The organism is Parafrankia sp. BMG5.11 (genome assembly GCF_004337455.1).
Map to the genome: position 1 here is coordinate 1 of NZ_SJXI01000137.1, position 19200 is coordinate 19200.

Genomic DNA, 19200 nt, shown 5'->3' on the forward strand with positions numbered 1-19200 from the left:
CGCTGTTCTACGCCCTGACACGGAACACTCTCGGGCTGATGCTGCTCCGGATGCGTGGGGACACCTCGAAGGAGGCGGAGCTCCTTGTCCTGCGACATCAGGTGGCGGTGCTGCGCCGGCAGGTGAACCGGCCCGGTCCTGGAACCGGCGGATCGGGTGATCCTCGCAGCCCTGTCCCGGCTGCTGCCCCGGTCCAGCTGGGGTTCGTTCTTCGTCACCCCGGCCACCGTGCTGCGCTGGCACCGTGACCTCCTCGCACGCAAACGGACCCGAGGCGAACGGGACGACCTCCGGTCAGCACGGAGATCGCCGCACTGATCGAGCGGCTCGCGACCGAGAACACGACATGGGGCTACCGGCGGATCCAGGGCGAGCTCCTCAAACTCGGCCACCAAGTCAGCGCCTCCACGATCCGCCGGGTCCTGAAGTCCCTGGGTCTCCCACCGGCGCCCAGGCGGCAGACCGACGCGACCTGGCGGCAGTTCCTACGCACGCAGGCCTCGACGATGCTGGCCGTCGACTTCTTCCACGTGGACTGCGCCGTGACGCTGCGGCGCCTGTACTGCTTCTTCGTCATCGAGGTCGGCTCCCGCACCGTCCACATCCTCGGAGTCACCGCCCACCCGGACGGACCGTGGACCACCCAACAAGCCCGGAACCTCCTCATGGACCTCGGCAACCGGGCGGCCGACTTCCAGTTCCTGGTCCGTGACCGGGCCGGACAGTTCACCGCCTCCTTCGACGCGGTCCTCGCCGACGCCGGCATCACCACCGTCACGATCCCACCCCGGACGCCCCGGGCGAACGCCTACGCCGAACGGTTCGTCCGCACCGTCCGGACCAAGGTCACCGACCGCATGCTGATCTTCAGCGAGCGGCATCTGCGTACCCTCCTGGTCGAGTACGCGGCCCACTACAACGGACGACGACCCCACCGCGGCCGCGACCTTCAACCACCACGGCCCGACCACCCCATCGCAGACCTGACCAAGGAACGTCAAGCGCCAGCCCGTCCTCGGCGGCCTGATCAACGAATACGAACGAGCCGCCTAAAACCCCAGGTCAAGGCCGGTATCCGAGTTCTGGCACCCCACACGCGGCCGGGTGGACGGAGCTGCCTGACGTGCTCAAGTTCCTGCTTGGGAGCGCCGACATCCAGCGAATGATGTCGGACCGTCGACGTCAACGGGTTAGCCGGCTCGGCGCATTTCAGGTGTAGGAATACACCTGCAGGTGGAACATGTAGCCGACGGCGGCATGTCCCCAGCCCGGGTTTCCCGGGCAGACGCCTCGATTTGGCTGGTACCCGTCGAAATAGAGCGAACTGCACTTGAAGCAGAATCGCCACGCAGTCTGAAAGTTGCTCGGAACTGGGTTCAGGTCGTGCCAGAGAAGGTACTGAGGATAGATTCCGGTATGAGACGAGCCGCCGCGTCCGGCGCATACGCCTGGGAAGTCATGGTAGTACAGGGCGCCACAGGACGAGCACTGTCGCCAATCGCTTTGCTGGTACGCCGTCTCGCCAGCGTGATGATCAGTGCTGTTGGTGAAAGGTATCCCGAAAGTCCAGCCCTGTATCACGTGTGTGCCGCCCGCCGGGCATCGGTTGTAGACCTGTTGAAGGTTTCGGACCAAGCCGAAGCATCTGTTGCAGAAGCGCCAGTCGGTGTTCCACGTCCCCGATGCCGCGGCAGGTGAGGGCAGCATGGCGGTTGCCGTGACGGTCGCCAAGCTCAGTCCAGCCGCCAGAAAGACCCGCCGTGGCATGCCGGCTGACGGTTCGTCCACTGTCATTGTGCGCTCCCCCGGATTCCTACATACCCCGCCGTAGACGGCGGTGAGAACATTATCGCGCCCCAACCTCGGCGCTCGTGATCTTGACTGATTTGCGACAGCCGCACCACGCGGGACACCAGGTGACGGGGGCGGTGAGCAGATCAGGATGGCCCCGTGATGACGTTGCCGGAGGCCCGGCACCTCGCGGAGCGCCTGGCTGCCGCGGTAACCGGCCCGGAGCCGGCGCGCGGCGGCGGAGCTGGAACGCCTCGACGGCCGTAGTTGGCTGGTGTGGACGCGGCCGCCCGCCGGTCGAACCGGTATCGCCCAGCAATCGCCGGGATCACCAGCTGGTCGGCCATCGCCGCAGCGGGTTCGCCGCCGTGGTCGCGAGCCTGCACGCGGACGGCCGTCTCCGGGAGCGCGCCGCACTGGTCCTCGCCGTGTGGGGCTCCAGAACCCTGATTCGCGCGATGATGCGATGAAGGGGCGGGGTACGTCCTAGACCGTCCGCCGCTTCAGGTTGAAGGCGACGCTGCGCAGAACGCGAAAAAGGGTCCATATGAGGTCCCGGTCCGGCGCCTCCCGAACTCCCAAGAACTGGCGGCGCCGGGGCGAGGGCTGCGGTTCACGCTCGTACACAGCCGGTCTCAGCCTGTGTGAGTAGCCCACTCGGCGCGGCTGATCGCGTAGATGTTCCGCGGTTCACCGTCCCGATCCACCGGGCCTTCAGCGAGGGTGAGGCCGAGCTTCTCGGCGACGCGGATCGACCCCTTGTTCTCCGGGTGGATGATGCTGATGACCCGCTCTCGGCCGGCCTCAGTGAATGCGAACTCCAGCGCAGCCGCGCCGGCCTCGGTTGCGATGCCCTGTCCCCACCGGTCGCGCCGGACTGTCCATGCCACCTCGATGTCCGGCCAGCCGTACTCCTCGTACAGGCCGGCCCGGCCGAGGAACTCACCCGTCGTTCGCTCTTCGATGATCCACATTCCGAAGCGGTTCAGAGCCCAGTGGCCGATCTGGAAGGCGGTCATGCCCCAGACCGACCCGATACGGCTCGGTGAGCTCGTGTAGAGCGACATGTCCGGATGCCGGGCCATCGCCAGGTACGGCTCGACGTCCGTCAGGTGCCAGGAACGGAGCTTCAGTCGCGGGGTGAGAACGGATGGGATGGTGACGACGTCAGGCGGGGCGAACTCGAGGGTCATGCGGGGCTCCCAGGCAGCGCGAGGCGGGATTGTTGGACCAACGCGCTGAACGCGCGGACGTCAGGATCCGAGGCCCACGGCCCAAGCTCCCGAACTACCTCGGACATGGCGGACACGATCGTGGCGGACAGGTGCCCGTCGGGAACAGCCGCGGCGGCCCGGCTCGCCGCGATCGCTGCGGCAGGATCGGGCCGGTCCTGGAGAAGAAAGCCGGAGGCGAGGCAGAGGTAGGCGTGGCCGCATTCTTCATGGGACCGGGGGTCGATGAGATCGACCGCTTCGCGGGCGTGGCGCCGGGCTTCGGCGCCGTTACCCAGTTCGATCGCGCATACCGCGGCGAACATGGCCGCGCTGCCGGCCGTGAACGGGGAGGAGCCGGGCCGGGGCCTCGTTGCCACCCCGGCGTGGGCCCTCATCACGGCGAGAGCGTTCTCTGTCTCCCGGACCCGTCCGAGGCGGGCATGGCTCCGCGCCTCGTAAGCGGCCAGCCGGGCGGCAAGGTAGGGTTCCGCGCTGCGGCGGCCCCGGGCAGCGGTGAGGGCAGCCTTGTCCCAGCGGTGGGTGTAGTAGGCGATGCTGGACCGCAGCGCGGCGAGGGAGCCGGTCAACATCTCGTCGCCTACCTGGTCGGCGTACCGGTCTGAAAGATCGCAGAACCGGCGGGCGTCTCGGTAGTGACCGCCGGCGAACGCGAGCCGGCCAAGGTAGTAGGTGAGCTGGCCGCCGAGGCGCGTAGTCCGCAGACTGTCGGTCACGCTCAAGCGCCGGTCGAGCATGTCTTCGACCTGGTGCCATCGTCGGGCGACCTCGCCGATGAGTATCTGGTGCGGGGTGGTGTCGTAGCCGGCAGCGATGTCGGCCAGGTCGTCTTCGAGTTCGCCGAGGGTCGGTGCCGTGGCGGAGGTGTCGATACGGCGGGTCGTTTCGAACGCAAGTGCGGATAGCGCAGCGATCGCAACGATCTGGCGTCGATCCGTTTCCTCCACCTCCTCCCTTCCCGACTCTGCCTGCTGCGGCCCGGGGGTGTCTACCCCCGCTGCGGCGGTCACCTCGGTCAGCCGCACCGCCTTCTGCGCAGCACGGATCCGCTCACCCAGGCCAGTCAGCTCGTTGCCGGTCCCGAACTCACGGTCGTAGGCCCGGAGGATGTCACGGGTCGGGAGCCGTCCCCTGTTGCGGATGGCGGAGATGTTCTTCCGATCGTGGGTGGTGCGTTTCTCCAGGTCCGTCCCCGACAGCCGGTGCTCGTCCTGAAGCTGCCGGAACCGAGTGGCGAGCTGCTCCTTCAGGGCCTCGACTCCATCAGCGTGCACCACGTTTCCCCTCGGCCGTAGGTGCGCCATGGGTGAGACATTTTTTCCCACCCCTGGGACAGAAGATCTCACCCTCCCATGGAGGTGTCACGCGGAGTGTCATGGGTCGTGCACGGCGGGAGACATGCCGGCCACTCTCCCGGATCAGCAGAGGAGCGCATCGTGCACTCGCCCACGGAAGCTTCAGGCAGGTTCGCCGGTCGGACGCCCGCCGCTGGCCACCGCCCCCACCCTGACCCGTCGCCGTCCAGCGCCGTGTGGCGTTCTGGTGTCGGGCTGGGCGCGGTGGTCGGGGTGGGGAGGGAGCCGGTCATACCGGCCGTTGACGGCGCTCCCTCCCCGCCCCTCCCGATCCGCACCCCACTCACGACCTGGCCGGCGGGTGTCCGTCGCCTGTCCAGCAACGGGTGCAGTTATGCCGCACATCCGCTCGGCGGCCGGGCTGGTGCTGCGGAGCAGACGTGGACCGTGGTCGTGCTCGACGCCAACGGCGATCCACGGCAGACCGTCACCGGGTTTTCGTCGTTGGAGGCCGCGGATGCCTATGCGGAGTTCGACCCGGACATCCTCCGCTGGACGTCGGTGCCGTCCCGGCCCGCTATCCCGGATCACAATGCCGGGCCCTGAAAACGGGGGCTATCTCATCCGTCCACAGGCGGCCCGTCCACCACCCCGCCCGCGCTCGCGTGACCAGCTCTCGCGGGCGGGGTGGCATATACCGCCCGCTCCGGTGCTGACTCGGTCCGTCGGGGCAGGCGGTCCCAACTCAGGAAGGACCCGCCGTGTACCTCCCGGCCTTACCTGTCGCGTCGTGGCAGGCACCTAGCACCACCAGCACCACGGCTGTCGATGCGGTGTGGCTGTCCCGCGGGCCGTTCCTGGTGCTGCTCCGGTCCTCTCTGACCCGGCCGATCGGGATCACCCCTGCCGCTTGGGCTGACTTCGTCGCCGCGGTCAAAGCCGGGGAGTTCGACGGCCCCTGAGCCCCGCCCGGCATCGGCCGGGTGGTTTCCCACCCATCTCGTCAAGGAGGGCCCCGCTATGCACGATCTCCTGCCACCCCCCACGCGGCCGGCCAGTGTCGAGCGTCTGTTCTCGGCGCCGCCGACCACCGTCATCCAGACGATCCCGGAGGCCCACGAGTACAAGAAGACCTCCGGCAGCTCGGACGCCGCGCACACGTACGACTCCACCAAGGTCTGACCAGCCCGCCTATCGCCAGTGCCGTGGGGCCGGGGCACAGGCCCCGGTCCCACGGCCGGGAGGGAAACCCCATGCTCAGGTTGCATCTCACCCCGTACGGCCCGGTGGACTGGAGCTGGTCGGACGGCGTCTACGCCACGGCCGAGGGGGCGAGCAGCATCCGCCCGTTCGCGCACCCGATGGTCGAGGACCTCGCCGTGACCGACGGGCAGCGAACGCTGATCGTCGTCCGTGAGCGGATCGCGGGCCGCGCGCCGGTGGCCGGGGGTGTGCGCATGCTGGACCCGGCCGAGTTCGACACCGCACGGTCGGCGGCAGCCGCCTGGCCGGCGGACTTCGTGATGGTGGAGACGGCGCCACGCATGCCGGTGCGGGTGTCCGCGGGTGCCTGCGGGACCGTGCCGTTGTACCTCGCGGAGGACGGGACCGCGCTGCATGGTTCGTGGGACATGGCCGACCTGCAGCCCTACGCCCGCGTGCTGTCCACCCGGGAAGCGGCGCGGCTGCTCGCGTTCCGCCCCCGGTACGGCAGCGAGACTCTGTTCGAGGGCATCCGGCGTCTCACCGAACGGGCAACCGCCCACTACGGCGGGGGCCTGTACATCAGCTACCCGGAGCCAGCGCTGCACCGCCGCCCCCGCGCGCTCGCCGACGACGCCGACGTGCTCGGCGCCTTCCGCGACGCGATCGACACCGCGCTGGACCTGCGGCCACTCGACCAGGACACGACGGCGTGGCACCTCACCGGCGGTTTCGACTCCGGAGTGATCGCCACCCAGGCGGCACAGCGATGGCCCGGCCAGCTCACCACCGCGGCGCTGCTCATCGGCGGCCCCGGGCGGGAGCAGCAGATCCGCCGGCGCACGCAGATGCGGACCCGCCTGCCGTTCTCCGCCCACGACACCCTCATCGACGCCCTGGCCGAACCGCCACTGCACCCCGACTGCGTACGGCTGCAGGGCGGGCCGATCTCGCCGTACGAGGAGCCGCTGCACCACCCCTTCCGCCTGCTGACCCAGGCCCTGCGCGCCCAGGGCGCCCGGGTCGTCGTGACCGGCATCGGGGGTGACGAGATGGTCGCAGTATCCCGAGAGGAGTACCCCGAGACTGATCCACCGATCGACCAGGAGCTTCCCTGGCTCGGCAGCGCGGTGACCGAGGCCCTCGCCTACGCCGACGACGCCGTCGCGCCGCCCGCGGTCGTGAACTCCATGACCCTGCTGAGCCTGGAGACCATGGCCCCCGTCCTGCTCCGGGCGGGTATCTGGCCGGTGCACCCGTTCGCGCACCCGGGGATGGTCCAGCTCGGAGAGCAACTGCCCTACGGCTGGCGGGAGCTCAAGCAGCTCCAGCGACGCCAGCTCGCCTCCCTCGGCCTGAACGAGAACGTCACCCACCCCGTGGAACGGGAGTCGTTCGCCGAGGTCGTCCAGCACACCCTGACCAGCTACGGACCGGGCCTTCTCGCCGACATGCTCACCAGCGGCTCGGTGCTGTTCGACACAGGCCTGGTCGACCCCGACCGGCTCGCCGACGCCCGCACCCACCTGGAAGATCACGCACTCTACGATGAGACGCGCGACGCGAAACTGATCGAGGTGATCCATCTGCATCTCGCGACGACGGCGTTCCTATGCTGATGCGCCCCGCGACAGCCGCGGACATCCCCGCCGTGGCCGCCATGATCCTCTCCCGTAGTGCGTGGCTGGAGGAGCAGGGCTGGCCGACCTGGCGCGACGACGCCGACGCTCTCGCCGCGCAGGCCGATCACACCCCGTCCACCGAGCACAGCATGTGGGTCCTCGACAACGACGGCCGGATCGTCGGCTGCACCACCGTGCTGACCTCCGCACCCCCCTGGGGCTGGACCACCGAGGAGTTCACCGAACCGGCCTCGTACCTGTACACGACCTGCACCGACCCGGCCTACCAGGCGGCCAAGCCCGGCACGCTGATCGCCCTGTGGGCCGTCGACCACGCCGCCCGACTCGGCCAACGCTGGGTCCGCCGCGGCTGCCTGTTCCCCGGCCTCGTCAACTACTACCAGCGCCAAGGCTTCACCCTGCAGCACACCGTCCCACGCACCAATCGCACCGTCTACCTGCTGGCACGGCGCGCAGAACTGCTCCCCGAACTGGACAAGTCCCTCGCCTTCGCCAACGCCTGAGTCCCACCCGGTCGCCGCCTCGCACCACCCCCGGGAGCCGGTACGGGAGCCGCCCGCGATGGATCATGATCGGCTACGACGGGTCCCCAGGGCGTGTCGGGCGCTGCGCAGCATGGCCGCGGGGGTGAGCAGGATCGATGGGGGCTCGACAAGGTTGACCACGCGCAGCAGGTTGCGGGCGAGGACGGGGTCGGATCGGGTCGCCGCCTGGACTCGGGGGATGTAGGCGTTGGTGATCCGGGTGCGGGGCCCGCGGCGGCCCTCGACCTCCCGGTAGCGCAGGTCGGAGTCGGTGGCGATCGACCACGCCCTGGAGGTCGGCCGGGCGGCCGCCGTGAAGTACCGTGCGGCGAGGTCGTCCAGGCTGCCCGAACGCAGACATGCCCGCAGTTCGAGAGCCTGCTGCGCGGCGACGGTCATGCCCTGCGCGTAGAGCGGGTTGAGGGTGCACAGGGCGTCGCCGATCGCGACGAAACCGGCGGCCGGGGTGTGTAGGAGGTCGTAGCGCAGCCGCCGTGACGCCCGGAACCGGTAGCGAACCGGGTCGTCGAGCGGCTCGGCGTCCTGGATGAGGCGGTGGATGTCGGGGGCGGGCAGGGAGGCCGCGAACCGTTCGTAGCCGGGGGCGTCGACCGGCGGGTGGTCGCCGAGCATGCCGGCGAGGGTCACGATCCAGCGGTCGCCCTCCTGGGCGACGGCGCCGCCGCCGCGCCGGCCCGGCAGCGTCGAGATGATGACGCCGAGGTCGCCGCCGAGGTCCGTGGGCCACCGGCGGTAGGTCCGGGAGGCGTAGGCGAGGTCGACGCCGACGGTCTCCTCCCGTGGGATGTCGAAGCCCAGGTCGGCGAGCCACTCCGAGGCGCGGGACCCGCGGCCGGTGGCGTCGACGACGAGGTCGGCCTCGACGGTGCGGGCCGGGGCGTCACCGGCGGGCGGCTCGACGCGCACCCCGACGACCCCGGCGGCTCGGGTGGAGCCCGATCCGCGGACGAGGCCGACCGCGCGGAGCCCGGGAAGCAGCCGGATCCGGTCGTGGCCGAGTGTCGCGGCCCGCAGAGCGGCCTCCAGCGCCGGCCGGCTGGCGAGCACCGAGGTGAGACCGGTCGGCACCGGGGTGACCCGGGCGCCGTCGAAGTACCAGCGGGTGCCGACGAGGGTCTCCGCCGTCGGCACCCCGTCTGCGGCGATCTTGGCGGTGAAGTCCGGGTACAGCTCGTCGAGGATCTGGCGGCCCCGTTCCATCAGGGCATGCAGGTGACGGCCCTGCGCCGCCCCGCCGCGGTGGCCGGCGGCAGCGGTGGGCGTGACGTCGTCGCGGTCGATGACCGTCACCTGGCCGACGTGCTCGGCCAGCACCCGGGCCGCCAACAGGCCCGCGACGCTGGCGCCGAGCACGACGGCGTGCCCTCGCCGGCCCGCTCCCCCGCCGACCGTGGCGCTCCCGGCCCGGGGCACGTTCCCGGCCTCGGGCACGTTCCCGCCGCCGGGCACGCTCGCCCTTCGGGGCGCTCCCCCGCCGCTGGGCGCGGTCACGCCGAGGCCGCGGCCGGCGGCACCGCCGCGGGGGTGGTGAGCGGGAGTGGGGCGGCCGTGCGGCAGGCCGCCACGAAGCGGGTCAGCTCGTCGACCCGGTCGGAGGGGGCGTCGACGGCGCGGTTCACGATCCGGATCAGGTGCTCGTAGGCGTCGGTGTGGTCGTAGCGGGCCGCGTCCGCGATCCGCAGCGCCCAGCGCCAGTAGCCGCGCATCGTGTCCGCAAGCGGCATCCGGAAGTGGGCGATCACGTCCCGGATCGGCTCGACGACCGCGTCGCCGTACACCCGCAGGTACCGCTCCAGGATGTCGGCCATGAACGCGAAGTGGCGGGCCTCGTCCCGGCTGAGCCGGTTGAGCAGCTCGGCGAGCACCGGGTCGCCGACGACGGAACGCAGCTGCTGGTAGTAGATCTGGGTGGCCTTCTCCTGGACGAGCGCGTAGGCGAACAGCGCCACCGACTCGTCGTGCGGGAGCTCGAAGGGCTTGCGGCCCTCGGCGGCGAGCTCGCGGCGCAGGTCGTCGGGACGGGCGATACCCGAGTCGGTCTGGTAGCGGAACAGGGCGCGGGCATGACTGTCCTCCTCGACCGCCCAGCGGACGGTGAAGTGGTACAGCTCGCGGTGATGGGCGAAGTCCTGCTCGCTCACCTCGTCGGTCAGCGGGAACCGCCGGGTGTAGACGGCGAAGTAGCCCGGCAGGTGATCCTCGATCAGGGTGATGAAGCGGACGGCGGACCGCTGGCCGTCGGTGAGCCGGTTGGCGTCGGCCGCGGTCCAGTCGACGGCGGTCTCGACGTCCCAGCGGCGCTCGGCGGCGCCGGCGCGGTGGAAGTCGGTGACGGCTTCGGCCATGTCGCCGGGGGCCAGGAAGGGCCCGTCGACCGGGCCGCGCAGCACGGGGGCCCGGGTCGTCGTGGTGGTCATCGGTTCGTCTCCCGGGCTCGTCAGCGCGACTTCTGGCAGACCAGCGCGTAGTGCTTCGTGGTGAAGCCCCAGCCGGCGTTGGCGACCTGGAGGTAGCGGGTGAGGGTCGCCGCCAGGCCGGGGCTGATCGCGTCGAGCCGGTCGGCCCGGTCGGCGACGTTGACCAGCCAGTCCTCGATGGTGCGGCGGTAGTCCTCGGTGAGGTCGTCGACGGAGATCACCGAGAATCCGGCGTCCTCGGCGGCGCGGACCAGCTCGGACAGCGGGCGCATGTCCCCCCAGCCGAAGATCGAGTCGCGGACGAACTCGGTGCCGCCGCGACGGTCGAACTCCTCGTGCGCGGCCGCGTTGCGGAAACAGGACTCGGAGACGTACAGCCGTCCGTTGCGGCGCAGCGCCGCCCGCGCCCGGCGGAACACCAGGTCGAGGTCGGGCATGTGGACGATGGACCCGAGCAGCGACACCGCGTCGAACGACGCCGGCTCGACGTCGAGGGTCTCGAAGTGGCCCTGGCGGGTCTCGACCAGGTCGGCGACGCCCAGCTCGGCGGCGCGGGCGGCGATGTAGGCGTGCTGGCGCCCGGCCGGGCTCACCCCGACGGCGCGGCAGCCGAGCTCGGCGGCCATGTGCAGCACGACCGAGCCCCAGCCGCAGCCCACGTCGAGGATCCGCTCGCCGCCGCGCAGCCCGAGCCGGTCGGCGACGAAGCGCAGCTTGGCGAGCTGGGCGGAGTCCAGCGTCAGGCCCTCCGAGCGGTAGAGACCGCTGGAGTACTTGCGGCGGGAGTCCAGGAACAGGCCGAAGATCTCCGGGTCGAGGTCGTAGTGCTGGTTCGTGTCCGCGACCCCGGCCGGGGCGGCGGACGCCGTCCCGGCCGGGGTCGCTGTACCGGCCGGGGGCGCGGCGGCGACGGTCATGCCGCCGCGCCCGCGGCCAGCGCCCGCTCGACGACGTCGGTCACCTCACGGACGGTGGTCACCGTGAAGACGTCCTCGTCGTCGAGCTCGATGTCGTAGGCGCGCTCGATGCGCGCGATCATGCGCAGCACCTTCACCGAGTCGGCGCCGGCGACGGTGCGCAGGTCGAGATCGGGGTCGATGGCGTCCGCGGTGGTCGCCAGCTCGGTGGCGACGATCTGGGTGACGGTGACGAGCACCGGCTCGGCGGTCGTGGACATCAGGACTCCTCGGATGTGGTCGCGGGAGCGGAAACAGGCACGGGCACAGACACAGGGACTGGATCTGGGGCGGGCACCGAAGCGGGGCCGGGTGCGCCGGCGGCGGCGGCGGTCGCCGAGGCGAGCGCGGGGGCCGACGCGGTCAGGACGTCCGCCAGGCGGCCGGCGTCGCCGTCGCTGAGCGTGATGCGGTCGCGGGCCGCCTCGAGGGCGACCGGGCGGTACGTGGCGCGGGCGGTGGCGACGACCCCGCCGGTCGCGTCGAGGATGTCGGCCTCGGCGTTGATCAGGCCGGTGTCCCCGGTGTTGACGATCCGCGCCCGGCACTCGTGCGGGGCGCCGACCGGGATCGGCGCCAGGTAGCGCAGCCGCATCGCGGTGGTGAACGCCGGCTTCCCGGTGCGCAGCACGATGAGGTTGCCCATCGTCTCGTCGCAGATCACCCCGGCCAGGCCGCCGTGCACGACGCCCGGGTAGGACTCGTGCGCGGAGCCGAGCTGGAAGACGGTGGCGAGCCCGTCCGGGAGGGCCTTGAACCGCAGCTGCAGGCCCTTGGCGTTGTGCGGGGAGCAACCGAAGCACTGGTAGTCGTCCAGGACGGCCCAGGGGGTCGCGACGAGCTCCTGCGCGTCGGCGAGCGTCCCGGACGGGTCGTCCTTTGCCGGGGCGGTCATCCGAGCGCCTCGGCGAGGTTGCGGCGGACCCGGGCGTTGGTGGTCAGGTCCAGGCCGGTCAGCGAGCCGAAGGCCCGCCGGATCTTGTCCTGCAGGTGGGCCAGCTCGCCCTCGGTCGCCACCTGGGTGAGGAAGTAGGTGAACCCCGTGTCGATGGTGTCGTGGTCGCGCAGGGCCTCCAGCTCGCCCTTGAAGACACCCACCGGGTGCTTGATGCGCTGCTCGGCGGTGTAGACGAACAGGGTCTCCAGCACGGACGCCAGCTCGTCCGGGTGCTCTGCGAGCCGGCACCGGGTGTAGTGGATGAACTCGCGGGCATGCGCGGCCTCGTCCAGGCTCGCCTTCGTCATGATGGCGGCCAGCACCGGCTCCTCCACCCAGGCGGCGACCGCGCGGTAGACGTGGTTGACCGTCAGTTCGGAGATGACGTTGGTCGCCAGGGTCGCCGCCGGGGTGGTACCCGGCGCGTAGGGCTCCCGCATCGCCGCGACCGCGCCCGGCTCCACCTGGGCGTCGATCTGGTCCAGCCAGGCCCGGAACGCGAAGTGGTGCTGAAGCTCCTGCCCGCCCCACAGCGCGATGAACGCGGAGAAGTCGTAGTCGTCGACGAACTCGTCGAAGAAGCCGTGCTGGGCGGCGATCGAGTTCGCCTCGCCCATCACCGCGCCGCGCGCGATCCGGACGTACTCGGGGCGAACGAGCTCCGGCCGCACCTCGTCGAAGGGGATGTCGGCGAGCCGCCACACGTGGCGCTCGTATCGGCGGAAGACGTCGTAGCTGTGCATGGGCCTCCACCTGCCTGGGAAACGGGCCTGGAACTCATGTCGGTACGCATGCCTCGCGCGCGGCGAGGCGCTGGAACTTCCCGCTGGACGTCCGCGGCAGGGCGTCGGGCCCGACGAGGGCGACGGCGATCTCGGCCAGCCCCAGCGCGGCGGTCACCGCCACCCGGATCGCGGCGGCCAACGCCGCGCGCTCGGTGTCGTCGACCAGCCGGGTCTCGGCGAGGATTGCCATCGTCTCGGCGCCCTCGGGTGAACGGTCCGCGTAGGCGACGCAGCGGCGGCGGTGGACGCCGGGGACGTCCCGGGCGGCCTCCTCGGCGTCGTGGGGGTAGTAGTTCACCCCGCGGACGATCACCATCTCCTTGTCCCGGCCGGTGACGAAGAGCTCGCCGTCGCGCAGCAGGCCGAGGTCGCCGGTGCGCAGCCAGCCGTCCGCGGTGAACGCGCCGGCCGACTGCGCGCCGGTGTCGGTCAGGTAGCCGCCCGTCACCGCGTCGCCGCTGATCTGGATCTCGCCGACCTGGTCGTCACCGAGCACGCCGGTGCCGTCGCGGCCGCCGATCCGCACCCGCATGGCGCGCACCGGTCGGCCCACCCCGGCCAGCCCGCGGGCGGACGGCGAGCCGGCGGGCACGTCACGCGCGACGCCGTCGCGGGCGAGCAGGTCGCGGTCGACCCAGCGGTGCACGGGGGCGCGGCCCGGCGGCGGGAAGGTCACCGCCAGCGTGGCCTCGGCCATCCCGTAGACGGGCATCATCGCCGCCGGCGCGAAGCCGGCCGGGGTGAAGGTGGTGAGGAAGCGCTCGACCGAGGCGGGCTCGACCGGCTCGGCGCCGTTGAAGGCGACCCGCCAGCCGCTCAGGTCCAGGCCGGCCTCCCGCGGCGCGGGGACGGCCTCCGCCAGGTGGTCGTAGGCGAAGTTCGGCATGGGGGCGATGCTGCCGCCGCGGCCGAGGAAGTCGGTCAGCCAGCCGGCCGGGTCCTTCACGAAGGCGGCCGGTGACCAGACGGTCATCGGCATGCCGGTGAAGATGCCGGCGAGCGTGCCGAACAGCCCCATGTCGTGGAAGAGCGGCAGCCAGATGCCGCCGTGGTCGGCCTCGGTCAGCGCGACGCCGTCGATGATCGCGGTCAGCCCGGCCAGGATGTTGCGGTGCGTCAGCACGACGCCCTTCGGGGCGGCGGTGCTACCGGAGGTGAACTGGACCAGGGCGGCCTCGTCGGGTGACACCTCCACCGCCGGGCCGGCCGGGGCCGCACCGCCAGCGGCGGCTGGCGCGGTGCCGGTGGCCGGGACAGTGCCGGCGGCGGCCGGTGTGGTGAGGTCGGCGACCCGGACGAGGCGGACGCCGTCGAAGGCCCCGGCGAAGCGGTCGGCCATCCGGGCCGTCCGGCCGCCGACCAGCACGAGCCGGATGCCGGCGACCGCGACCGCGCGCGCCAGCCGCGCGGCGTAGCCGGGCAGGTCACGGGTGGAGGCGGGCAGCGGCAGGGGGCACGCGGCGGCTCCCGCCCGGCTCACTCCGGCCAGGGCCACCAGAAAGTCGGGCGCGTTGTCGCTGAGCACTCCGACCCGGTCACGGGCGACGACCCCGGCCCCAGCGGCGCCGCCGGTGCCGGCACCGGTCAGGGCTGCCGCCAGGACGTCCGCGCGGGCGACGAGCTCGCCCAGTGTCAGCGACGCTCCGGCGGAGGGGAAGTCGAGGGGCAACCCCGGATGGCGGGCCGCCACCGTGGCCAGGCCGGCGTGCAGGGTGCCCGCCGCGAGCGCGGCGGCGGCCGTCGAGCCGGCGGCCACGGAATCGGCAGGTACGGAATCGGCAGGTACGAGATTGACGGGTGAGGAAACAGCAGGTGAGGAAACGGGGACGGCGCGGGGCGCCGGGATCGCCACCTCGGCCGGAGCGTCGTGCATCGTGGGCCCTCCATCTGCATCCGGCCGCTTTCCGGCTCGTGCCGGCGCGCGGCCCGCGCGCCGCAACCGGTCTCGCCCGACGCGTTCGCGCCACCGTTCACCGGCGGCGGTTCGTCCACGCATTTCCGCGAGAATGCTTGCGCCGTCGCCCGGCGCCGTCAAACACGGATACCGGTCCGCTATGGATCCATCGGCGGCGTTAATCGTCTCGCCGGGAAACAGAAGGAAAGCGGACGATACATCGAGGCGCTATCGCGGTAACAACCGTGCGGCAATTGGAGATGCGATGACCACGTCCACCGTCGTCCCGGCGGCCGGCACCGGATCATCCGGGCCGGCCGGCGAGGAGTCGACCGCGCTGCTGGCCGAGCTGTTCGACCCGGCGACGAGACCCGACCCCTACCCCGTCTACAGCCGGCTGCGCGAGGCGGGTGCGCTGCACGCGACGCCGTTCGGGCTGCCCGTCGCGACCCGGCACGCCGACTGCGTGGCCGTCCTGGCGAACCAGGACTGGGGGCACGACCTGGAAGCCCACCAGATGCACCCGACGCTGCCGGCGGAGTCGTTCCCCACCACGTTCCTGTGGATGGAGCCGCCGGACCACACCCGGCTGCGCGGCCTGGTCAGCAAGGGCTTCACCCCGCGCAGCGTGCAGATGCTGCGGCCGCGGATCACCGCGCTGGTCGACGAGCTCCTCGACAACGCGCTCGCCGCCGGCGAGTTCGACCTCGTCGAGACGATCGCCTACCCACTGCCGCTGACCGTCATCTGCGAGATCCTCGGCGTCCCCGCCGCCGACCACCCGGCCGTCCAGGTCTGGTCGCAGGCGCTGGCCCGGGCGTTCGACCCCGACGCGCTCATGTCGCCCGAGGCACTCGCGGAGCGCAACCGGGCCATCCCCGAGTTCCTGGAGTACTTCGGCGCGCTGGTCGAGCGGCACCGGCGCGAGCCCGGCGACAACCTGATCTCCGCCCTCGCCCAGGTCGAGGAGGCCGGTGACCGGCTCACCGCCGACGAGCTGCTCGGCACCTGCGTCACGCTGATCATCGCCGGCCACGAGACGACGGTGAACCTGGTCGGCAACGGGATGCTCGCGCTGCTGCGCAACCCCGACCAGCTCGCCCTGCTGCGCGCCGAGCCCGAGCTGATCGGACCCGCCGTCGAGGAGCTGCTGCGCTACGACTCGCCGATCCACCTCAACACCCGCGCGGCGAAGCGGGAGCTCGAGGTGGCCGGCCGGGTGTTCGCGCCCGGCGAGGGCGTCGTCGCCCTGATCGCCTGCGCGAACCGGGACCCGCGGGCCTACCCCGACCCGGACCGTCTCGACGTGCGGCGGTTCACCTCCTCGGCCGGCGGCCCCCCGGCCCGGCACCTGTCGTTCAGCCTCGGCCACCACTACTGCCTCGGCGCGCCGCTGGCGCTGCTCGAGATGGAGCTGCTGCTCGCCGGGTTCATCCGTCGGGTCAGCGAGGCCGAGATCACCGACAACAACCCGCCCTACAAGCCGAACCTGCTGATCAGGGGCCTGGCCGAGCTGCCCGTGCGGTTCCGCGGCTGACCGTCCCGCCGCACGACCCGGCATGATGCACGACGACATGCCACGTTCCCGTTCCGCCGTCCACACGTGCGCGTTACCGGCGGTTAGCGCCCACCGGTAACGTGAGCGGCGCCCAGCGGGAGGATGGCGATGGAACTGAGATATCTCGCGTCGTTCCTCGCCATCGCCGAGGAGCTTCACTTCGGCCGCGCGGCGGCCCGCCTGCACCTGGCCCAGCCCTCACTCAGCCAGCAGCTCCAGCGGCTGGAACGCGACATCGGCGTCGAGCTGGTCTCACGCAGCTCGCACGAGGTCAAGCTGACCGCCGCCGGCCGCGCCTTCGAGACGGAGGCCCGCCGGCTGCTCGACGCCACCCGGCGGGCCGTCACCGTCGCCCGCGAGGCCGCCTCGGGGCGGACGGGGATGATCAGCATCGGCTTCAACTACCCGGCCGGCCAGCGGGTGCTCCAGCCGACGCTGCTGCGCCTGGCGGCCGAGTACCCGGGTGTGTCGACGACGCTGTGGGAGGCCCGCAGCGGGCCGCAGCTGTCCGCGCTGGCCGAGGGCCGGCTCGACGTCGCGCTGGTCTTCGCCGGGCCGCCCTCGGCCCAGCTGCGCTCCCAGCGGGTGCTCACCGTGCCGCTGGTCGCGGTGGTCAGCCGGCGCCATCCCTGGGCAGCCCGGTCCGAGGTTCCCTTCCGGGAGCTGGCCGACCAGCCGTGTGTCCTGTTCCGGCGGGAGCAGAGCCCGGCGATGCACGACGCGATCCTCGCCGCCGCCGACCGCTGCGGCATCGCGCTGACCGTCTCCGACGAGGTGGACGACTCCGGCGCGACCGGGATCGTGGTCACCACCAAACCGGTGGTCGGGTTCGCCTCGGCGGCGCGCGGCGCGCATCCGCCCGGTCACGGGCTCGCCGCGGTGCGCCTGGTCGACCCGACCCCGACGGTCGGGATGTACGCCGTGTGGCGCCCGGACCCACAGCCCGTGGTCGGTGCCTTCCTGGACTGCCTCGAGGCCGCCGGCCCGTTCACCGAGCCCGGCCCGTCCGCGGCTCCGGGTGCGGGTGCGGCTCCGGCCCCCGTTCCGGGGCCGGGGCCAGCCAAGGAGAGCTGACCCCGGATCCCCCGGCCCCGCCGGGCGGTGCGGTGGCGATAGGCATCCCGAATGGTTCGTTCGTCATTCATGCGTTGCCGAGAACCGGCCTGGCGCGCAACATCGCTCGAGCGGTCAGATTCACCTGGTCGCCCCGCCGATCCGCCGCGCCGTACGAGGAGGTCATGGGGCCGTCCGGTGGCCGTGCCGGCAGTGGCACGCGCCCATCCGGCGGCGGAGCGTGACCCGGCGGCGGCACACCGACGGTGCCGGCCGCGCGGCCGGTCCGAACAGAATGGACGTGACCCCATGGAGTTGACTGTCCTCGGGTGCCGGTCGGGGATGCCCGCCTCCGGCCAGTGCAGCTCCAGCTACCTGGTGGAGACCGAGGCGGCCCGCCTGCTGCTGGACTGCGGCCCCGGCGCCGCGACCGCGCTCAGCGCGATCATGCATCCGCGCGGGCTGGACGCCGTGGTCATCAGCCACCTGCACCTGGACCACTGCTACGACCTGCTGCCCGTCGGTAAGACGCTGCTGGCCGGGCACGGCCGGTTCGCCGAGCTGTTCCCCACGCTGCCCGAACTGGCCAGCCAGGTACAGCGGCCCCCGGTGCCGCTGTACGTGCCGCGGGGCGGCCGGGAGCGGCTGCGCGCGCTCGCCGCGCTGTTCCCCGTCACCACCATCCCGCTGCTCGACCGTGCCTTCGAGGTGGCCTTCGACGTCCGCGAGTACGAGCCGGGCGACACCTTCGTCGTCGGCGACGCGACGGTCGGGGTACACGAGCTGCGCCACGCCGTGCCCAACTGCGGCACGCGGGTGGACTCCGCGTCCGGCAGCATCGCCTACACCGGCGACACCGGGGTGACCGAGGATCTCGTGCCGTTCGCCCGGGACGTCGACCTGCTGCTCGCCGAGGCGACGCTGGAGCTGACCGACACGACCGACCACGGCCATCTCAGCGCCACCGACGCGGCGCGGACCGCCACCGAGGCCGACGCGCGCCAGCTCGTCCTGACACATTTCGTGACCGCCGAGCCGACCTGGCTGCGGGCGCGCCAGGAGGACGCCGAGCGGGTCTTCGACGGCCCGGTGCACATCGCCACACCCGCGAGCCGCTTCACCGCCCGGGTCACCGAGGCGGCCCCGCATGCCTGACGGACCGTCCGGTCCGTCAGGCACCGTGGATCCGGCAGGGGCGGTGGAGGAGCCGGTGCGGGCTGTCTGGTGCGACTACGGCGGCGTGCTCAGCTCCTCCATCGCCGGCTCACTCGCCCAGGTGGCGGCCGCGGCGGGAGTCCCGACGTCCGAGCTCGTGGCCGCGATCCGGCGGGTCGCGGCGTCCTTCGGGGCGACGATGATCGAACCGCTGGAACTCGGGGTGCTCTCCCAGCACGAGTGGGGCCTGCGGGTCACCGCGGAGCTGGCGCCGGCCTGGACGCCGCGGATCGACCTGACCCGCTTCGGCGACCACTGGTACGCGGGCCGGACGGTCAACACGGCCCTGTTCGAGCTGCTCGACCGGGTGCGGGCGAGCGGCGTGCGGGTCGGCATGCTCACCAACAGTGTGCGGGAGTGGGAACCGCACCGGCGAGCGCTGGCGCCGGACGTCGACCCGTTCGAGGTCACCGTCAACTCCTTCGAGGTGGGCCTGCGCAAGCCGGATCCGGCGATCTTCGAGCTCGCCGAGTCGCGGTTCGGGACGCCGCCGCGGGCCTGCCTGCTCATCGACGACCTGGCGGTCAACTGCGCCGCGGCCCGGGCCCGGGGCTGGCGGGCGATCGAGCACGCCGAGCTCGAGGACACTCTGGCACAGCTGCGCGCCGCCATTCCCACCGTGGCCGCGGACGCGGTGACGGACTAACGCTCACACGCGTTTTACCGTTACCCCGCA

At 72.0% G+C, this 19200-nt stretch carries 19 protein-coding genes and 1 pseudogene; 10 read left to right on the top strand and 10 right to left on the bottom strand.

Annotation, left to right across the window (positions count from 1 at the left end):
• Positions 1 to 38: 38 nt before the first annotated feature.
• Positions 39 to 1053 (top strand): annotated as a pseudogene (locus E0504_RS47080) (integrase core domain-containing protein).
• A 156-nt stretch (positions 1054 to 1209) separates the two neighbouring features.
• Here E0504_RS47080 and E0504_RS47085 read toward each other — a convergent pair.
• The 3 genes from E0504_RS47085 to E0504_RS47095 form a co-directional block, all read right to left on the bottom strand.
• Positions 1210 to 1794 carry a hypothetical protein gene (locus E0504_RS47085; protein ID WP_243657960.1) on the bottom strand — a complete coding sequence of 195 codons (585 nt, stop codon included), beginning with the start codon at positions 1792 to 1794 and terminating at the stop codon, positions 1210 to 1212.
• A 632-nt stretch (positions 1795 to 2426) separates the two neighbouring features.
• Positions 2427 to 2984, bottom strand: a complete 558-nt coding sequence (locus E0504_RS47090; RefSeq protein ID WP_112108192.1) for a GNAT family N-acetyltransferase — start codon at positions 2982 to 2984, stop codon at positions 2427 to 2429.
• The gene (locus tag E0504_RS47095) at positions 2981 to 4297 is read right to left on the bottom strand and encodes a hypothetical protein (RefSeq protein ID WP_243657961.1); all 1317 of its coding nucleotides are present in this window, start codon (positions 4295 to 4297) and stop codon (positions 2981 to 2983) included. The genes E0504_RS47090 and E0504_RS47095 overlap by 4 nt, the downstream gene beginning before the upstream one ends.
• Before the next feature lie 468 nt (positions 4298 to 4765).
• On the opposite strand from E0504_RS47095, the gene E0504_RS51000 reads away from it, so the two are divergent.
• From E0504_RS51000 to E0504_RS47110, 5 genes are all read left to right on the top strand, one after another.
• A complete protein-coding gene (locus E0504_RS51000) occupies positions 4766 to 4924 on the top strand; it encodes a hypothetical protein (protein ID WP_160144325.1) in 159 nt (52 codons plus the stop codon).
• Positions 4925 to 5079: 155 nt separating this feature from the next.
• Positions 5080 to 5280 (top strand): DUF397 domain-containing protein, encoded by a 201-nt coding sequence (locus E0504_RS47100; protein WP_112108190.1) that lies wholly within the window; start codon positions 5080 to 5082, stop codon positions 5278 to 5280.
• 58 nt (positions 5281 to 5338) lie between these two features.
• On the top strand, positions 5339 to 5500 hold the full coding sequence (locus E0504_RS51005; RefSeq protein WP_165938858.1) for a hypothetical protein: 162 nt from the start codon (positions 5339 to 5341) through the stop codon (positions 5498 to 5500).
• Between the two features lie 71 nt (positions 5501 to 5571).
• Positions 5572 to 7140, top strand: a complete 1569-nt coding sequence (locus tag E0504_RS47105; RefSeq protein ID WP_112108189.1) for an asparagine synthase-related protein — start codon at positions 5572 to 5574, stop codon at positions 7138 to 7140.
• Complete coding sequence (locus E0504_RS47110; protein WP_368672108.1) at positions 7140 to 7667, top strand: GNAT family N-acetyltransferase; 528 nt, start codon at positions 7140 to 7142, stop codon at positions 7665 to 7667. The genes E0504_RS47105 and E0504_RS47110 overlap by 1 nt, the downstream gene beginning before the upstream one ends.
• A 63-nt stretch (positions 7668 to 7730) precedes the next feature.
• Here the strand turns inward: E0504_RS47110 and E0504_RS47115 are convergent, their stop codons facing one another.
• Genes E0504_RS47115 through E0504_RS47145 form a run of 7 tightly spaced genes read right to left on the bottom strand, consistent with a single transcriptional unit; the run spans position 7731 to position 14677 of the window.
• Entirely contained in the window at positions 7731 to 9200 is a 1470-nt protein-coding gene (locus E0504_RS47115; RefSeq protein ID WP_243657962.1) for an NAD(P)/FAD-dependent oxidoreductase, read from the bottom strand.
• Complete coding sequence (locus E0504_RS47120) at positions 9197 to 10126, bottom strand: acyl-ACP desaturase (RefSeq protein WP_112106150.1); 930 nt, start codon at positions 10124 to 10126, stop codon at positions 9197 to 9199. Before E0504_RS47120 ends, E0504_RS47115 begins: the two co-directional genes overlap by 4 nt.
• Before the next feature lie 20 nt (positions 10127 to 10146).
• Positions 10147 to 11043: a cyclopropane-fatty-acyl-phospholipid synthase family protein gene (locus E0504_RS47125; protein ID WP_131627753.1), complete on the bottom strand. Its 897-nt coding sequence runs from the start codon at positions 11041 to 11043 to the stop codon at positions 10147 to 10149.
• A complete protein-coding gene (locus E0504_RS47130; protein ID WP_020461493.1) occupies positions 11040 to 11303 on the bottom strand; it encodes an acyl carrier protein in 264 nt (87 codons plus the stop codon). Before E0504_RS47130 ends, E0504_RS47125 begins: the two co-directional genes overlap by 4 nt.
• Positions 11303 to 11977, bottom strand: a complete 675-nt coding sequence (locus tag E0504_RS47135; protein WP_131627755.1) for a PaaI family thioesterase — start codon at positions 11975 to 11977, stop codon at positions 11303 to 11305. The genes E0504_RS47130 and E0504_RS47135 overlap by 1 nt, the downstream gene beginning before the upstream one ends.
• Positions 11974 to 12762, bottom strand: coding sequence for a ferritin-like domain-containing protein (locus tag E0504_RS47140; protein ID WP_020461491.1), 789 nt, complete (start codon positions 12760 to 12762; stop codon positions 11974 to 11976). The genes E0504_RS47135 and E0504_RS47140 overlap by 4 nt, the downstream gene beginning before the upstream one ends.
• 34 nt (positions 12763 to 12796) lie before the next feature.
• Positions 12797 to 14677: an AMP-binding protein gene (locus E0504_RS47145; RefSeq protein WP_112106147.1), complete on the bottom strand. Its 1881-nt coding sequence runs from the start codon at positions 14675 to 14677 to the stop codon at positions 12797 to 12799.
• A gap of 286 nt (positions 14678 to 14963) precedes the next feature.
• On the opposite strand from E0504_RS47145, the gene E0504_RS47150 reads away from it, so the two are divergent.
• From E0504_RS47150 to E0504_RS47165, 4 genes are all read left to right on the top strand, one after another.
• Complete coding sequence (locus E0504_RS47150; RefSeq protein ID WP_071063201.1) at positions 14964 to 16235, top strand: cytochrome P450; 1272 nt, start codon at positions 14964 to 14966, stop codon at positions 16233 to 16235.
• A gap of 129 nt (positions 16236 to 16364) precedes the next feature.
• Positions 16365 to 17330: a LysR family transcriptional regulator gene (locus E0504_RS47155; RefSeq protein ID WP_112106152.1), complete on the top strand. Its 966-nt coding sequence runs from the start codon at positions 16365 to 16367 to the stop codon at positions 17328 to 17330.
• A 288-nt stretch (positions 17331 to 17618) separates the two neighbouring features.
• Positions 17619 to 18464: an MBL fold metallo-hydrolase gene (locus E0504_RS47160; protein ID WP_071063206.1), complete on the top strand. Its 846-nt coding sequence runs from the start codon at positions 17619 to 17621 to the stop codon at positions 18462 to 18464.
• Positions 18457 to 19170: an HAD family hydrolase gene (locus tag E0504_RS47165; protein ID WP_131627757.1), complete on the top strand. Its 714-nt coding sequence runs from the start codon at positions 18457 to 18459 to the stop codon at positions 19168 to 19170. Before E0504_RS47160 ends, E0504_RS47165 begins: the two co-directional genes overlap by 8 nt.
• Positions 19171 to 19200: the final 30 nt, after the last annotated feature.

Bases quoted from the DNA above. Each gene is read 5' to 3' on its own strand.
- E0504_RS47085 (WP_243657960.1), bottom strand. From the start codon at position 1,794: ATGACAGTGGACGAACCGTCAGCCGGCATGCCACGGCGGGTCTTTCTG.
- E0504_RS47090 (WP_112108192.1), bottom strand. From the start codon at position 2,984: ATGACCCTCGAGTTCGCCCCGCCTGACGTCGTCACCATCCCATCCGTT.
- E0504_RS51005 (WP_165938858.1), top strand. From the start codon at position 5,339: ATGCACGATCTCCTGCCACCCCCCACGCGGCCGGCCAGTGTCGAGCGT.
- E0504_RS47105 (WP_112108189.1), top strand. From the start codon at position 5,572: ATGCTCAGGTTGCATCTCACCCCGTACGGCCCGGTGGACTGGAGCTGG.
- E0504_RS47110 (WP_368672108.1), top strand. From the start codon at position 7,140: ATGCGCCCCGCGACAGCCGCGGACATCCCCGCCGTGGCCGCCATGATC.
- E0504_RS47120 (WP_112106150.1), bottom strand. From the start codon at position 10,126: ATGACCACCACGACGACCCGGGCCCCCGTGCTGCGCGGCCCGGTCGAC.
- E0504_RS47125 (WP_131627753.1), bottom strand. From the start codon at position 11,043: ATGACCGTCGCCGCCGCGCCCCCGGCCGGTACAGCGACCCCGGCCGGG.
- E0504_RS47130 (WP_020461493.1), bottom strand. From the start codon at position 11,303: ATGTCCACGACCGCCGAGCCGGTGCTCGTCACCGTCACCCAGATCGTC.
- E0504_RS47135 (WP_131627755.1), bottom strand. From the start codon at position 11,977: ATGACCGCCCCGGCAAAGGACGACCCGTCCGGGACGCTCGCCGACGCG.
- E0504_RS47140 (WP_020461491.1), bottom strand. From the start codon at position 12,762: ATGCACAGCTACGACGTCTTCCGCCGATACGAGCGCCACGTGTGGCGG.
- E0504_RS47145 (WP_112106147.1), bottom strand. From the start codon at position 14,677: ATGCACGACGCTCCGGCCGAGGTGGCGATCCCGGCGCCCCGCGCCGTC.
- E0504_RS47150 (WP_071063201.1), top strand. From the start codon at position 14,964: ATGACCACGTCCACCGTCGTCCCGGCGGCCGGCACCGGATCATCCGGG.
- E0504_RS47155 (WP_112106152.1), top strand. From the start codon at position 16,365: ATGGAACTGAGATATCTCGCGTCGTTCCTCGCCATCGCCGAGGAGCTT.
- E0504_RS47160 (WP_071063206.1), top strand. From the start codon at position 17,619: ATGGAGTTGACTGTCCTCGGGTGCCGGTCGGGGATGCCCGCCTCCGGC.
- E0504_RS47165 (WP_131627757.1), top strand. From the start codon at position 18,457: ATGCCTGACGGACCGTCCGGTCCGTCAGGCACCGTGGATCCGGCAGGG.